Below are 15,364 nucleotides of genomic sequence, written 5' to 3' on the forward strand. Positions count from 1 at the left end.
AGTTAACGTTATTTCATCCGTCCGAAGACATTGAGTAAAATGGTTAGGACGATGCTAATGACAATGCATGTAATCACAGGAAAAAAGAACGTTACGTTCCCTTTTTTCACGAAAATATCGCCTGGAAGTTTCCCAACCAATTGAAACACTAAACCTGCGGCAAAAAGAACACCACCTAAAATCATCAACATTTTAGGGAATTCAGTCACGAATCGGAACCTCCATATGAAAATGTTCATACGCTTCTCTTGTGACGACCCGCCCTCTTGGTGTTCTTTGCAGAAAACCAATTTGCAGTAAATACGGTTCGTACACATCTTCAATCGTATGTGATTCTTCTCCAATTGTCGCTGAGATCGTATCAAGTCCAACAGGACCGCCTCTAAATTTTTCAATCATACTTAAAAGCAGTTTATGATCGATATGATCAAGTCCGAGTCTGTCAACTTGCAGACGCTCAAGAGCATCTTCTGCAATGTCTTGTGTGATCGCATGATTTCCAAGCACCTGCGCAAAATCTCTTACTCTTCTGAGCAGACGATTGGCGACCCTCGGTGTACCTCTAGATCTTCTTGCAATCTCTTCAGCTGAACGAATGTCGATCCCAATCTCAAACAGCTCGGCTGTTCTTGCTACAATGTGAGCCAAATCTCTTTGCTCATAGTATTCCAATCTTGCATGAACCCCAAACCTATCACGAAGTGGCGCTGTTAATAGCCCAACACGGGTTGTAGCACCTACAAGCGTAAATGGCGGTAAATCAAGCCGCACAGAGCGTGCTGTATCTCCTTTTCCAATCACGATATCTAGACAAAAATCCTCCATCGCTGGATATAGCACTTCCTCTATTGAACGCTGCAAGCGATGAATTTCATCAATAAACAGAACATCGCCAGGTTCAAGAGATGTTAAGATCGCCGCCAAGTCGCCAGGGCGTTCAATCGCTGGTCCAGACGTTGTACGCAGCTGAACATTCATTTCATTGGCAATGATCGACGCAAGCGTTGTTTTCCCAAGTCCCGGCGGTCCATATAAAAGAACGTGATCCAGCGTTTCCTGCCTCATTCGGGCAGCTTCAATAAATACGCTGAGATTATCCTTTACTTTCTGCTGGCCAATATATTGACTAAGCGTCTGTGGACGCAGACTTTGCTCAATGGCTGATTCATGGTTGTCTGCTTCAGTTGAGACGAGCCGTTCATCCATGAGACATCACCCTATTTCAACATTTTTTGTAAAGCTTTTTTCACATATTGATCGGTTGTAAGATTCTTCTCTTCTTTTAATAAAGGAAGAACCTTTTTGATTTCACGATCACCATACCCAAGGACACTTAAGGCTTCAACCGCTTCATCTAAAGCGCTTTGCTGTGTTTCAATTTGAATATGATCCTCGTGGTTAAATAAGTTTCCTATCATTTCAGGCACCACATCTGCGAGCTTCCCTTTCAGATCTAGAATGATCTGACGTGCTGTTTTTTTGCCAACACCCGGGAATTTAATGAGGAAAGCTTCATCCTCTCGTTCGATCGCTGAAATGACAGCGCCAGGGTCACCGGAAGCAAGAATCGCAAGCGCACCCTTCGGTCCAATCCCTGTGACATTTAACAGTTTTGTGAACAACGCTTTTTCTTCTCGTGTTTGGAATCCATATAACGAAAAAGCGTCTTCCTTTATGTAATGATACGTATAAATCGTTTCTTGTTTTGTTACTCGATAGATAAACGGATTTGGGGTATAGACTTGATATCCCACTCCGCCGTTTTCAATGACAACATATTGCGGGCACACATAATCAATGGTCCCTTTTACAAACTCTATCACCGTTTTCACCTCTTTGACTGTTCTCCATTGTAACATAAATCGAAGAGAAAACCGTAATAAAAGTTAACATACGTTCGCTCAGCCTTTTTTCATCGTCAACCCATGAAAAAGAGCTTGCGGTCTTCACACCAGCAAGCTGTCATACGATTAAAACGATTGTTCATTTCGGTAAGGTTTCATGACTTCAAGCACATGCTCAAATTCATCTTTTGTTCGAAACGGAATGCCTTGTGCAAGCTGTTGCTCTACATGACTTTCCAAACGGGACGTATCAATTTGAAAAAAGAGATGAATAGGCTCCGCCCACCCGTCAGGCCTTCCATGAAACGTAGAAATCACGCCGTCTTCTGATAATCCGATATATCCATTTGCTTTACTCAAAGGCGATATATCATCAATTTGTTTTCTAAAAAGGGCAAAATCTTCTCGCTGTTCTACCAATGTCCAGCCCTTATACTGGGCCCAAAATGTGTCTTTGTCTTCTAATGATGCCCGCTGTCTTTCAATACTCACATCGCCGTCTAGATAGACCTTTTCAAGCTGAACGTTGATGGTTTTTGACTCTTTTTGCAAGTGTTCTGCTGCTTCCATATCAAGAGCGAAAAAGAGTACACTTGTCATGATAAGCCCTGTAACGAAATACTTTATTTTCACTTTCACTATTTACACCTCTTTAGAACATAAGATCGATGCATGACATATGTAGTTTGACCCATTTTGCTAAACATTAACCAAATCGATGTCTTGACACATATTGAGCGTCTTTCGTTGTATCCTTCGTGCGTAAATGTTATGTTTTATACAATCCATTGCTCTACCGAATCACATGGTTTTTTCATCATTCGTTTTTCAGCCGCATAAACTGAAACCAAAGAAGGTGAAGTCAATGTCAGATGTCAAAAGATTAGCCGAATCGATTCAGTATCAAGAAGAAAAGCGTTTTAATAAGCTCGTCTTTAAACCGGCTGAGCTTGAGCTGTGCGGCAAAGGAAGAAGTGCCTATGTATTTTCATACAAAAAAGACGGCAAGAAAATGGCGTTAAAAGTCTTTTTTCCTTCTTATCGAAACATCGCCCGCAAAGAGGCTGCAATTTATGAAAAACTTTCCGGCTCCTCCTATTATCCTGAGATTTACGAGTCTGGAGATCAGTATATTTTAATGGAATATATTAAAGGTTATACTTTCTATGAATGCCTGACAAAAGGAATTCCGATCAAAAAACAAATGATTGAACAAGTAGATGATGCATTGGAAGAAGCACGCGCGAAAGGTTTAAATCCTTCTGATATTCATCTACGAAATTTAATTTTAACAAAAGATGGCCGCGTCAGGGTCATTGACGTCGCCCGCTTCACGCAAACGAAAACATGTCATCAATGGGATGATTTAAAAGCTGCATACGCCTATTATCAAAAACCTTTTTTCCCTAAAAAAGCGCCGCGTCTGTGGCTTGAAGTGATTGCCTATTTGTATAAGAAAAACTGGCTGTCTCGAGGTCAGCTGAACAATCGAAATGATTTTACTGCATAATGAAAGCCGCTCGAAAAGAGCGGCTTTCAGATTGTTGACAAAGGGCTAAAATGAACTTTATTTTAGCCCTTTGTCTTCTTTTCAGCGTGATAGAAAACCTTTGCAGTCTAGGAAGGACGAGTACCGGCGCGGAGCGAATTTGACATTCGTGAGCACCGGCACGCAGGACTGACACCGAATGCGAGGGTTTGTCTACACGCTGAAAGCCGCTCTCTTTGAGCGGCTTTTCGTTTTATTCTGTTTCTACATGGATACTATTCACATTTAATAGGTTAATGATTTCATTATTCAGCTTAAACCAATGATTGGCTTCCTCAATTTTTTTATACACATCATAGGTAGCTGGACGTTTCAGCTCGAAATCGAGCACTTCCCCATTGTTCATATGAAATGTTACCTTAAATACTTTCATCATAAGATCACCTTCCACTCTGTCTTGTTCACTAACCGGATCGGTCAGCTCTTTTCATTCATTCTCTATTCAATCCGTTTCCCCTGCTTCTTTCCTTCTAAACACAAGAAGTTTAAATTTTGTTTAAATTCGCACAACATATCTATCTAGATACGCTTCAAAAGAAGTATATTGAATGAAAAGGAGGCTGCCTTTATGAAACAAAAGAAAAAACGAACATCTCCAGAGAGACAAACAGTCCTGTTTCATTTAACAGATGCCCTCATCCCAAGTATTGAAACGATGGCGATTGCAGTTAGAGCATTTTTGCACCTCGTGAGAAAAGCCATTTCAGCCGTTTTATAAAAACCCCGCACTAGAGGAGTGCGAGGTTTTTTTTAGGATTGGTAGATTTGACTTCCTTGACTGATAAACTCTTTTGCCTTCTTCTCCATCTCTCTTTTCACTTCTTCTGATTGGTTGCGGATGTCATGGGATATTTTCATACTGCAAAACTTTGGTCCACACATGGAACAGAAATGAGCGGTTTTAGCACCTTCAGCAGGCAATGTTTCATCATGGAATGCCAGCGCTCGTTCTGGGTCAAGTGACAGGTGAAATTGATCCCGCCATCTGAATTCAAATCTCGCTTTTGATAAGGCATCATCACGCTTTTGAGCAGCAGGATGTCCTTTTGCTACATCAGCTGCATGTGCGGCAATTTTATAGGCGATGACGCCTTCTCTTACATCTTCTTTGTTCGGCAGACCTAAATGCTCTTTTGGTGTCACATAGCACAGCATGGCTGTTCCGTACCAGCCGATCATCGCCGCACCGATCGCGGATGTAATATGATCATATCCCGGTGCAATATCTGTTGTTAGAGGGCCTAACGTATAAAAAGGTGCCTCTTTGCATATCTCCATCTGCTTATCGACATTCTCTTTGATTTTATCCATTGGAACATGACCAGGTCCTTCAATCATGACCTGTACATCATGTTTCCAAGCGATCTCTGTCAATTCCCCTAACGTTTCGAGTTCTGCAAACTGCGCTTCGTCATTTGCGTCCGCAATGGATCCAGGTCTGAGCCCGTCCCCAAGCGAAAAGGCAATGTCATATGTTTTCATAATTTCACAAATTTCTTCAAAATGGGTATACAGAAAGTTCTCTTGATGATGAGCGAGACACCATCTTGCCATAATGGCTCCGCCTCTTGAAACAATTCCTGTGACCCGGTCGACTGTGAGCGGAATATACCTTAACAGGACGCCCGCATGAATGGTGAAGTAGTCAACCCCTTGCTCTGCCTGTTCAATTAATGTGTCTCGGTATACTTCCCACGTCAAATTTTCTGCGATTCCATTCACTTTTTCAAGTGCCTGATAAATTGGGACAGTTCCTACTGGGACTGGGCAATTGCGGATAATCCATTCTCTCGTTGTATGAATGTCCTTTCCTGTAGACAGGTCCATCATCGTATCTGCCCCCCATCTAATTGCCCATGTCATCTTCTCCACCTCTTCTTCAATGGACGACGTCACAGCTGAATTGCCAATATTCGCATTAATTTTCACGTGAAAATTCTTTCCGATGATCATCGGCTCACTTTCAGAATGGTTGATATTCGCTGGAATGACCGCTCTCCCACTAGCCACTTCCTCTCTAACAAACTCAGGACTTAGCTGTTCTCTCAAAGCGATAAACTCCATTTCAGGCGTAATGATGCCCTTTTTTGCATAATGCATTTGCGTCACACAAGCACCTTGTTTCCCGCGGAGCGGCACATGATGAAAATCTGTATGGGCAGCTTGAAAGGATTCTTTCCCATTCAAGCGATATCCATTATCTTCTGGCTTTACTTGACGCCCTTCATAGCTTTCAGTATCTTCTCTTTCCTTAATCCATGCTGATCTCAGGCGCTTTAATCCCTTTGTGACATCAATATGAGCCTCCGCATCTGTATACGGTCCACTTGTATCGTACACACGAATCGGTTCATTTTCGATATCACCTGCTTGTGTCACTGTATTTGTGAGCACGATTTCTCTTTTTGGCACCAAAATGTCAGGTCTTGAGCCTTGTTCATATACCTTTCGACTGCCTTCAAAGTTTGATAATAAAGATTGCGTTGATGGAACATTTGTCTTTTCATTCATTTGCTGTTCTCTCCTTCTTTTCGTGTGACCGGTCAGGATGGAATCAGCACCAGCAAAAAACCAGATTCTATGTAAAGAACCTGGTTTCGTCGTCAGAAAAAAACATGTATGCCATTCATATGGCACATGTATCATCTTCAACTTCCCCACGCTGGTACGAGCCAGATCAGGTCCAAAGGGTTAAGAAGCTTGTCTTCTCTCTCAGCCCGCATTTCCGGGCACCCCTAGTCACTTATATTGATTTCCACAACAGTGTAGCATAGCTGAGAAATGAAAAAAAGAAGTTTTAGGAAAATAGTTCCTTTCCCCTACAATGAATACACGATCTTCACGATATACATCTTTCTATACACGATTTATCTCTCTCATTTCGATTAAATAAGAAATAATCATTGATCCTTTTCTCCTAATATGTATAATTAATCTAAACGGAGAATTTTTATACAAACATGATTCAAAGGAAGTTCTAGTCGATTGCAAACATTTCTTACATTTATCGTCGTTGGATTCTCAATTGCTCTACCTGTTGGAGCGATCACGGTTGAAATGACAAAGCAGGGATTAAAAAACGGATTCTTTCATGGATTAACTGTAGGCGCTGGTGGTATGACCATCGATATATTGCTCATCTTGGCTTTATATGCTGGATTTGCTCAATTTTTATCTTTGCCCTTTATCCAAATTCCGCTCTGGCTGATCGGTGCCATCTTTTTAATGATTCTTGCCTACGATTCGATTAAAAATGCGGATCAAGACATCCATTTAGCAGGAGAAAAAGTGAATAAATCATTCGCTAAAACATACCGAAATGGGCTGCTCGTCGCGGTATCACCTGGAAACCTTGTGTTCTGGGTATCTGTGTTTGGTGCTGTACTGGCAGATGCTTATACGAATACAAATTCATCTGAATTTATATTGGCTGCTGCGGGTATTTTGGCAGGGATTCTTCTTCATGACATCGGTCTTCTCACAATTGTTTCCCTAACAAGAAAAGTGATGAATCGAACAATGATTAAGTGGACATCCATTATTGCCGGTATTTTATTACTTGGGTTTGGCTGTTATTTCTTTTATGAATTTTATATCGGGATCAAAGTGTATTTTTAAAGAAAGGCTAAAGTTCGTCATGAACTTTAGCCTTTTTTATTCCCGCCTAGCGGGTCACGCCTGTCTGACCTGTTTCAAATTGCGTTTTTCTCATATCTCTGAAGCGTGTAAATGCGCCTTCGTCTTTAATGACTTGGACAGCTCTTCCATCTGCATAACGAGTCGCTGCTTCTTCTACTTGTGATACACCCTCTGATGTCAAGCGCCCATCTGTTTTAAGAGCAATATACACATTTTCATCCGTCACCATGACTTGTGAGTCTGTCACATGGTTCATTTTGTTCACTCGGTTGGCGATTTTTCTTGAACGCTGGATGTTCTCTTGTTTATCGTAGCCAGAGAACGACATTTGGTTATGATAGTTCATATCTCCATGACTGTAGCGTCCATCTCCACCAGTAAGCGGCATTCTCACTTGATCCTGTGTAGGGCGTGAACGATAATCAACATTCGTTGTATTTCTTCCGTTCATTCCCTCCATAAGCTCAGAAACCGGTCCTTGATGATCTTGATTGTTGTCTGTTGCCTGTTGATTGGAGTGGTATCCAACTGGCTGGCCAGATTGATTATGACGTGTATCTACACCCGCATTGTTATTTGTACCACATGCCGTTAATCCAATAGGTAGAAGCACTAAGGCGATTGTTTTTTGCCATTTTTGTCTCAAACGAAAAACCCCCTGTACAAATTGAATCTCATGAGCGCAAAACAGGCTCTGTTTTAGCATGTACAGTTGAGGACAAAAACAAGCTGTCAGTTATAAACAAAAAAAGGAACGATTGAGATCGTCCCTTGTGTCATTAATCTTCTTCCTCTTCTTCTGGTCTTGCAAAGACAGATGGGTTTTGATAAGGCTGCTGCATATAAGGCTGAGCTGGATAAGCACCCATTTGACCATATGGAACAGGGTTTGGATAATGTCCAGGCCATGGCTGATGATGCTTCATACCATCATCGCATCCGCAGTCTTCCTTGCCATATGCTTCATTTGGAGCGTTTGGATAAAAGCCTTGATTGGCATTCGCATTCGCATTCGCTCCTGCATTTGGATGCATATGGTGGTGCCAGTGATGCCCATCGTTTGCATGATGCTCGTGATGTTCACCGTAATAAGCTGGTGCTTGATACGCAGGGTAATACGGCTGAGCCGCCGGATAAGGGTACGGCATCATGTGATGGTGATAATACGGCTGTACCGGATAACAAAGGCCTGATCCCGGTAAAATAGGAGAAGCGGGTACCATTTGCTGCGGATATGGATACATTGCTGGCATGTAATGACCATAACCATAATAAGGATCATATGATTCTTGATGATGGTGGTGATGCTCTTTATTTTCAGCCATGCCCCCTACTGCTGACCCTCCAACATTCGGCATTTGCGGGAAATTAGGAAGGTTTGGGTAATTACTTTGCTCCATATCTTTTCCCTCCTCTTTTTGATGTGGGATATGAATGAATGGATCATATCCCTTTGCTACTTCATCTTTGAAATGATCCTTATTTTCATGATGAAAATGGTCCTTGTGATCTTTATGATCCTTTTTCTCATGAATATGATCTTTCTTTTCATGAACGTGATCTTTTTTCTCATGATGTTCTTTTTTGGGAGGAGGCGTGAATGGCTGGTAGAGATTCGTCTGATAATAGTTTACATCAACTTGTGGAAAAACTGGCTGTTCAATCTTTGGTACTGGTGGCACATAAGGTACCGGTTCATTCGGCTTTTCCTTCGGCTTCGTATCTTGAACTTGCACGACATCCTTTGGCTTTTCTTTTACATACGGGTGTTCTTTTGCTTTTGGCATTTCTTTTGCTTTTGGCATTTCTTTTGCTTTGTGATGATCGGTTTTTACAGGAACACCACTAGATGGAATTTTGATTTTCATTCCTGGCATAATCAAATCTGGATTACTGAGCTGCGAATTTAATTTTTTCAATTCTTGAAAGTCGACTCCGTACTTCTTTGAAATTTTCCAAAGGGAGTCTCCTTTTTGCACAATATGAATTTTCAACGTTTTCCCCTCCTATGCAAAACGTGAACGTAGCGGTTATGTCAGAAGTACAATATGTTTCAACATAAATTTATGCCTATTTACAAGCCAATATGATAAAAACTTGTTTTCTGATAGGAGGGGACACTTCATTATTTAATGGTGAGCATCTTATTTAAAGCGAGCAATGCCTCTTTTGTCGTCTCTTCATTCACTTGAATCAAACCGACCGGCTCCCCTTTTTCAATGCTTTCAAGTGACCATAGTAGATGAGGCAGATCAATACGGTTCATTGTCAAACATGGACACATATCTGGATTGAGGGATTCGATTTGTTTGTCAGGGTGCTGGTCAATGATGCGTTTCACTAAATTCATTTCTGTTCCAATGGCCCACTTACTTCCTGCTGGTGCCTGCTTGATCGTATCAATAATAAATTTCGTTGAACCAGCTAGATCAGAAGCCTTTACGACTTCATGCGTACACTCTGGATGAACAAGAATCTGTATGTCACGGTCACGTTTTCTCGTTTGTTCAATATTCTCAATGGTAAATTTCTCATGAACAGAGCAATGACCTTTCCATAAAATCATTTTGATTCGATGAAGCGGTTGGTCGGTGATGAGCTTTTCTTCTATTTGATCCCAGACAGCCATTTCCTCTAGCGGAATCCCTAAATCATAGGCTGTGTTACGCCCTAAATGCTGATCAGGAAGAAAAAGAATTCGCTCTTTTTGGGTCAGCGCCCACTCCAATACTTTTTTAGCGTTTGAAGATGTGACAGTCGATCCGCCATGTTTGCCGACAAATGCTTTAATATCAGCCGTTGAGTTTACATAAGTCAGCGGAAGGATCGTATCTCCAAACAGCTCAGTGAGCTGATCCCACGCCCTGTCTGTTTGTTTCATATTCGCCATATCTGCCATTGAACAACCTGCTCTCATATCTGGCAAAAAGACGTGCTGATTCTTTTTTGATAACATATCGGCCGTTTCTGCCATAAAATGAACCCCGCAAAATACAATGTATTCTGCTTCGTGATTGTCAGCAGCAATTTGTGCAAGCTGCAATGAATCACCTGTCACATCAGCAAATTGGATGACTTCATCTTTTTGATAATGATGACCCGGTATAAAAAGCTTTGATCCAAAAGCGCGTTTAATCTCTAATACTCTCTCTTTCATTTCATCATAAGAGCGCTGTTTATATTCATCTGGCATCATGGCTGTATGCTGCGCTGCTAACACATCAAGCATGGACATGAGTCGTTCCCCCTTTATGGCTGAATTCCATATTCATACTAAAATCGAATGATGGAGCAGAATGTGTGAGGAATCCAAGTGAAATAAGGTCTACACCTGTCCCCCGGTAGTTAGCCACATTCTCTAACGTGATGCCGCCTGATGCCTCTGTCAATATGGTTTCAGGGGTCATTTTTTTAAAGCGCTTCACTTCGTCTGGAGAGCAGTTGTCAAACATGATGACATCTGCTTTGGCATCAATGGCTTCCATCAGCTGTGCTTCTGATTCAATTTCCACTTCAATTTTCACCATATGACCGGCGTATGCTCTTGCTTTCTCCACAGCTTCCCTGATAGAACCACAAGCCGCAATATGATTATCTTTAATCATCACACCATCGGATAAGCCGAAACGATGATTCTTTCCGCCTCCGACTTTTACTGCATACTTCTCCAGCATGCGCAAACCGGGTGTCGTCTTTCTCGTATCACAAATCGTAATAGATGGATCAGCTAATCGCTCTACTGCTTCATGCGTTAGTGTAGCAATCCCTGTCATTCTTTGTAGGATATTCAACACCACCCGCTCCCCTTTCAGCAAATCGTTGACGGGGCCTGTTATTTGTGCCAGTATAGCCCCTTCATGAATCCAATCACCTTCCTGGAAAAACAGCTCAGTTTGAACTTGTTCATTCAGCAGTTTGTATCCCATATCAATGACTTGTGTCCCGGCCAATACGCCTGATTGTTTCGCCATGATGTAAGCTGTTCCTTTCTTGTCTCCAAAGATGGCATCAGCGGATACATCTCCAAACCCAATATCTTCTTTTAAAAAATGAGTGAGCATTTGCTTTAACTGTAAACGTTCCATTTGGCACCAATCCTTTCATTTTTTACGGTATAAATATGGCCCTGTTCATGTACAATCTGTTTTGCTCGCCACGAAGCATCGTGCCGATTTGGATAATCGGTGCGATAATGACCGCCCCTGCTTTCTGTTCTGAGTAATGCGGATTTGACAAGGCATATGGCTAAAGCCCATTGATTAGTTATTTCGATCTGTTCATTTGTGATATTCTTCACATTGATTTGCTGAAAAGAGACTTGTTCTAAATGATCGAGCAAAGTCTGTAAGCCTTTCTCATCTCTCACAATTGCGGCATATGCTGTCATCCATTTTCCGAGCTGAGCCTGTGACACCGTTGGGACAGACCATACTTCTTGAATGGAAAGAGCAGGGTTTTTATCTTGCTGGGCTTGCAACCGCTCAACATACCGTGCCGCCTTGTTTCCTAAAACGAGACCTTCTAAGAGCGAATTACTTGCCAGTCGATTGGCGCCGTGTAAACCTGTACAAGCTGCTTCACCAATGGCGAAAAGTGATGGAACTGTTGTTTCTCCATGTTCATTCACCTTAATTCCACCCATTAAAAAGTGCATACCGGGTGAAACTGGCAGCCTTCCGTTTGCCATATCAACTCCCGCACGCTGACACATCGAAGCAATCGCAGGAAAACGTGCAGAAAAACGCGGAATATCACGGATGTTAAGATAAATGGAATGACCGAGTTGTTGCTCATGGAAAATGGTCCTTGCCACCACATCTCTAGGCGCTAAATCGCTTTGCGGGTGGATTCCTTTCATGATCCGCCTGCCTGATTCATCTTCTAAATAGGCACCCTCCCCCCTGACTGCCTCTGATACGAGACCGATCGCTTTACCTGAAGTGGTCAAAAGGGTCGGATGGAATTGCACAAATTCGAGATCTACTAGCTGTGCCCCTGCGCGATAGGCCAGCATCAGACCATCTCCTGTCACAGACGGATCATTTGTGTTTGTTTCATATAAGGATCCACAGCCGCCAGTGGATAATACAACTGCATCTGCGGTCATTGTATGTACATGACCTTTTTCGTCTTTCCACACTACACCGGTACATACCCCTTCATGAACTAATAGATCCATGACATGATGATTTTCGTATACATGAATGTGTGAGCCGAGCTTCCCTTTCAAAAACTGCACGAGGGTTTTTCCCGTTTGATCTCCTCCTGCATGCAGAATACGATGGGTCGTATGGGCTCCCTCTTTACCTAACTGCGGGATTCCCGTTTCATCTCGATCAAATGGGCAGCCCTCTTCTACGAGCTTCTTTACAAGATCTTTTCCATGACGGACGATCTCCTGTACAGTTTTGTCATCATTGTGACCACACCCCGCAGCTAAAGTGTCTTGCACATGCTGATCGACAGAATCATGTGCGGAAAAGGCTGCAGCGATTCCCCCTTGTGCGAGCATGGAATTACTAGAGGAAAATTGTTTTTTTGTCATCATGATGACTTGGCAGTTCTCTGAGATCGTATTCACAAAGGAAAGAGCCGCAATGCCCGACCCCACCACAATGACTTTTTTGATAGATGACACAATTGCCCCTCCTGTCATTTACACCTGTCTTGACACATATCATTACACAACACTACAATAAATACAAGAAAAAATTTTCACACAGGAGATGGATGGATTTGATTTATTTAGATTATGCAGCTTCTACACCTGTTTCTGAGGAATCACTGCATGTATTTCAGCAGTTGAGCAAAGAATGTTACGGAAATGCGAGCAGCCTGCATGATGCAGGAGGAAGAGCAAATGAAATCTTGGCTTACAGCAGACAATCACTTGCAGCGATTCTAGGGGGCGAACCTGATGGCATTTACTTTACAAGTGGCGGAACTGAATCCAATATCCTTGCGATTCAATCGATCATAAATGGGCTGCCTCCACATAAACAGCATGTCATTACCACATCAGTAGAGCATCCTTCCGTTCATCATGCGGTCAATGCCTTGCAGCGTCTCGGTGTGAAGGTGACGGTCATAGAACCGAATCAAGAAGGAATCATCACAAAGGAGATTCTCAAACAGGCTCTATTGCCTGAAACCGGACTAGTATCCATCCAGCATGCCAACTCAGAAACTGGGATTATTCAGCCATTAGCTGAATTAGCAACGCTCTTAAAAGAAAGAGATATTCTTTTTCATACAGATGCAGTGCAGACATTCGGAAAAATGCATGTGTCGATTAAAGAACTTGGGGTCGATGCCCTCTCCATTTCGAGTCATAAAGTGTATGCACCTAAGGGCGCCGGTGCTGTCTATATGGGGGCACATGTCCCTTGGAAGCCTATATATCAAGATACTGTACAGGAAAATGGTCTACGCCCAGGGACAGTGAACGTTCCATGTATCGGTGCTTTTGTTGCCGCGAGCGAGCAAATCATGCTGAAAATAGAGCATCAGCAGCAGCTGGATATTCAGCTTCGTAATTATTTTCTTCAGCAGCTAAAAAAACGGAAGCTGTCTGTCCGCATGCTGCAAGAAAGTGACCAGCGCCGCACGCTGCCTCATATTATTGGTTGTTTTTTTGAAGGGTTTGAAGGACAATATGTAATGTTAGCTTGTAACCGGCATGGGATTTGTATATCCACAGGAAGTGCGTGCGCTTCTGGTTATCACCACCCTTCCCCTGCTGTGAAGGCATTACATGTATCAGATCGTGATGCCCTTCAATTCATTCGACTATCATTTGGACGAGGATCATCAAAGGATGACATCGATCAGCTTTTGCATACATTTGAGAGCTTGCAAAAGGAGAAGAAAGGAGCATAAAACGTGGAACAAGAGAGAAAACTCATTGGCGAAGAAAGAAGAAACGCCATTTTAAAGTGGCTACAAGAGACTGATACACCACTCACCGGAAGTTTTTTAGCTAAAAAAGCCGCTGTCTCACGACAAGTCATTGTACAAGATATTTCATTACTAAAAGCAAAAAACGAACCCATTATTGCCACAAGCCAAGGCTATGTGTATATGGCGCAGCATACACCGGAAACTGAAATTGAACAGATTATCGCTTGCAAGCACGATCCTCATCGTACAGAAGAGGAGCTGACACTGATTGTAGACTACGGTGTAACGGTGAAAGACGTGATCATTGAGCACCCTGTCTACGGGGAGCTGACGGCCTCTATTCGAGTGAGTACGCGCAAACAAGTGGCTGACTTCGTTCATCATATTTCTAATACGGGCGCCTCCTACTTATCAGAGCTGACAGACGGCGTACACTTACATACCCTTACTTCATACAGCCAAAAGCAGCTTGACCAAGCCATTCAAGCGCTTGATGACGCTGGATTTCTCATTAAAGACTAAAAAAATAGTGTCCCCAAGAGGACACTATTTTTCATTCGTTAATTCATATGTTTGATAGCTGCCGAGTAGTTTCACTTCACAGCCAATCGCTTCTAATTCTTGAATGGCGCCAGGGACAAGTACATCATCCATCTCTTTTTCGATATCAATGATAAATAAATAGTGTCCAAGGCCTGTTTTTGTCGGACGCGATTCAATTTTGGACAAATTGAGATTCCGCCATGAAAAAGCTGATAACACACGGTGCAATGCACCTGACTGATCATCCTTTGGGAGGCTGACAACAATGGTCGTTTTTGGCTTTGAAGAAAAACCAGAATTCATTGGGAACGATGCCTTCGCCTCTTTATGTAAAATAACAAAGCGTGTATGATTGTGCGGATAATCATGAATGTCTTTTTTCGCAATCGTCAATCCGTACGTTTTTGCGGCGATTTCATTTGCAATCGCACCAACAGCTTCATCTGGATGGTCACTGATGTATTTTGCTGCATAGCCTGTTGATTCCACTGGCCGATGCGGAATATCAGGGAACTGCCTCTTCAAAAATTGATGACACTGCGCAATGGCGTGCGGATGTGACTGAATCACATCTAATGTCTCCCAGCTCTCCGCTCTCGATGGATGGACAAGCAGGTGCTGGCGAATCGGTGCTGTCATTTCGCCCACAATGGACAAAGCGTCCTCATGAATTAAATAATCAATCGTTAAGTTCACAGATCCTTCGAGTGCATTTTCAAGTGGAACGACCGCCAAATCTACTTCTCCCTTTGACACTGCATCCATACATTGCGGAATGGTTGCATAAGCCCGCTGCTCTGCATCTTTTGGAAAACAAGAACAGACAGCCAAATGAGTAAATGTGGCCTCTGGTCCAAAGTAACCTACCGTTAATTGCTTCATCTGCTAT

Annotated in this window: 17 protein-coding genes and 1 riboswitch; of the genes, 5 read left to right on the forward strand and 12 right to left on the reverse strand. The window is 42.6% G+C overall.

Features of this window, described 5'->3' with window-relative positions; all coding sequences use genetic code 11:
- Positions 1 to 8: 8 nt before the first annotated feature.
- The 4 genes from MHI41_RS12485 to MHI41_RS12500 all read right to left on the reverse strand — a co-directional run bounded on the left by MHI41_RS12485 (position 9) and on the right by MHI41_RS12500 (position 2,483).
- Entirely contained in the window at positions 9 to 209 is a 201-nt protein-coding gene (locus MHI41_RS12485; RefSeq protein ID WP_008342752.1) for a DUF2905 domain-containing protein, read from the reverse strand.
- On the reverse strand, positions 202 to 1,206 hold the full coding sequence (ruvB, locus tag MHI41_RS12490; protein ID WP_007501501.1) for a Holliday junction branch migration DNA helicase RuvB: 1,005 nt from the start codon (positions 1,204 to 1,206) through the stop codon (positions 202 to 204). Before ruvB ends, MHI41_RS12485 begins: the two co-directional genes overlap by 8 nt.
- 11 nt (positions 1,207 to 1,217) lie before the next feature.
- The gene (ruvA, locus tag MHI41_RS12495; protein WP_017358123.1) at positions 1,218 to 1,823 is read right to left on the reverse strand and encodes a Holliday junction branch migration protein RuvA; all 606 of its coding nucleotides are present in this window, start codon (positions 1,821 to 1,823) and stop codon (positions 1,218 to 1,220) included.
- Between the two features lie 147 nt (positions 1,824 to 1,970).
- On the reverse strand, positions 1,971 to 2,483 hold the full coding sequence (locus tag MHI41_RS12500) for an intercompartmental signaling factor BofC (protein WP_025207711.1): 513 nt from the start codon (positions 2,481 to 2,483) through the stop codon (positions 1,971 to 1,973).
- Positions 2,484 to 2,709: 226 nt separating this feature from the next.
- Between MHI41_RS12500 and MHI41_RS12505 the strand changes: the two genes are divergently transcribed.
- Positions 2,710 to 3,354, forward strand: coding sequence for a serine/threonine protein kinase (locus tag MHI41_RS12505; protein WP_017367714.1), 645 nt, complete (start codon positions 2,710 to 2,712; stop codon positions 3,352 to 3,354).
- 232 nt (positions 3,355 to 3,586) lie between these two features.
- Here MHI41_RS12505 and MHI41_RS12510 read toward each other — a convergent pair whose 3' ends face one another.
- Positions 3,587 to 3,769, reverse strand: coding sequence for a hypothetical protein (locus MHI41_RS12510; RefSeq protein WP_008342761.1), 183 nt, complete (start codon positions 3,767 to 3,769; stop codon positions 3,587 to 3,589).
- Between the two features lie 192 nt (positions 3,770 to 3,961).
- Here MHI41_RS12510 and MHI41_RS12515 point away from each other — a divergent pair, with 192 nt between their 5' ends.
- Entirely contained in the window at positions 3,962 to 4,111 is a 150-nt protein-coding gene (locus tag MHI41_RS12515; protein ID WP_008342763.1) for a hypothetical protein, read from the forward strand.
- Between the two features lie 32 nt (positions 4,112 to 4,143).
- Here MHI41_RS12515 and thiC read toward each other — a convergent pair whose 3' ends face one another.
- Entirely contained in the window at positions 4,144 to 5,904 is a 1,761-nt protein-coding gene (thiC, locus tag MHI41_RS12520) for a phosphomethylpyrimidine synthase ThiC (RefSeq protein WP_065461567.1), read from the reverse strand.
- A gap of 126 nt (positions 5,905 to 6,030) precedes the next feature.
- Positions 6,031 to 6,140, reverse strand: a riboswitch (TPP riboswitch).
- Between the two features lie 238 nt (positions 6,141 to 6,378).
- On the opposite strand from thiC, the gene MHI41_RS12525 reads away from it, so the two are divergent.
- A complete protein-coding gene (locus MHI41_RS12525; protein ID WP_008342767.1) occupies positions 6,379 to 7,011 on the forward strand; it encodes a LysE family transporter in 633 nt (210 codons plus the stop codon).
- 46 nt (positions 7,012 to 7,057) lie between these two features.
- Here MHI41_RS12525 and MHI41_RS12530 read toward each other — a convergent pair whose 3' ends face one another.
- From MHI41_RS12530 to nadB, 5 genes are all read right to left on the reverse strand, one after another.
- On the reverse strand, positions 7,058 to 7,678 hold the full coding sequence (locus MHI41_RS12530) for a YhcN/YlaJ family sporulation lipoprotein (protein ID WP_057079257.1): 621 nt from the start codon (positions 7,676 to 7,678) through the stop codon (positions 7,058 to 7,060).
- 133 nt (positions 7,679 to 7,811) lie between these two features.
- Complete coding sequence (safA, locus tag MHI41_RS12535; RefSeq protein ID WP_342494226.1) at positions 7,812 to 9,026, reverse strand: SafA/ExsA family spore coat assembly protein; 1,215 nt, start codon at positions 9,024 to 9,026, stop codon at positions 7,812 to 7,814.
- Positions 9,027 to 9,157: 131 nt separating this feature from the next.
- Positions 9,158 to 10,267 carry a quinolinate synthase NadA gene (nadA, locus tag MHI41_RS12540; protein ID WP_007501511.1) on the reverse strand — a complete coding sequence of 370 codons (1,110 nt, stop codon included), beginning with the start codon at positions 10,265 to 10,267 and terminating at the stop codon, positions 9,158 to 9,160.
- Positions 10,254 to 11,117, reverse strand: a complete 864-nt coding sequence (gene nadC / locus MHI41_RS12545; RefSeq protein ID WP_342494227.1) for a carboxylating nicotinate-nucleotide diphosphorylase — start codon at positions 11,115 to 11,117, stop codon at positions 10,254 to 10,256. Before nadC ends, nadA begins: the two co-directional genes overlap by 14 nt.
- The gene (nadB, locus tag MHI41_RS12550; protein WP_342494228.1) at positions 11,099 to 12,670 is read right to left on the reverse strand and encodes an L-aspartate oxidase; all 1,572 of its coding nucleotides are present in this window, start codon (positions 12,668 to 12,670) and stop codon (positions 11,099 to 11,101) included. Before nadB ends, nadC begins: the two co-directional genes overlap by 19 nt.
- 92 nt (positions 12,671 to 12,762) lie before the next feature.
- Between nadB and MHI41_RS12555 the strand changes: the two genes are divergently transcribed.
- Together MHI41_RS12555 and MHI41_RS12560 are read left to right on the forward strand one after the other, a co-directional pair.
- Positions 12,763 to 13,911, forward strand: a complete 1,149-nt coding sequence (locus MHI41_RS12555; protein WP_060781240.1) for an IscS subfamily cysteine desulfurase — start codon at positions 12,763 to 12,765, stop codon at positions 13,909 to 13,911.
- Between the two features lie 3 nt (positions 13,912 to 13,914).
- Positions 13,915 to 14,454 (forward strand): transcription repressor NadR, encoded by a 540-nt coding sequence (locus MHI41_RS12560; protein ID WP_017358132.1) that lies wholly within the window; start codon positions 13,915 to 13,917, stop codon positions 14,452 to 14,454.
- A gap of 24 nt (positions 14,455 to 14,478) precedes the next feature.
- Here the strand turns inward: MHI41_RS12560 and pheA are convergent, their stop codons facing one another.
- A complete protein-coding gene (pheA, locus tag MHI41_RS12565) occupies positions 14,479 to 15,357 on the reverse strand; it encodes a prephenate dehydratase (protein ID WP_048001816.1) in 879 nt (292 codons plus the stop codon).
- Between the last annotated feature and the right edge of the window lie 7 nt (positions 15,358 to 15,364).

It is taken from the genome of Bacillus sp. FSL M7-0307, from assembly GCF_038627835.1.
Classification (GTDB): Bacteria; Bacillota; Bacilli; order Bacillales; family Bacillaceae; genus Bacillus; species Bacillus altitudinis.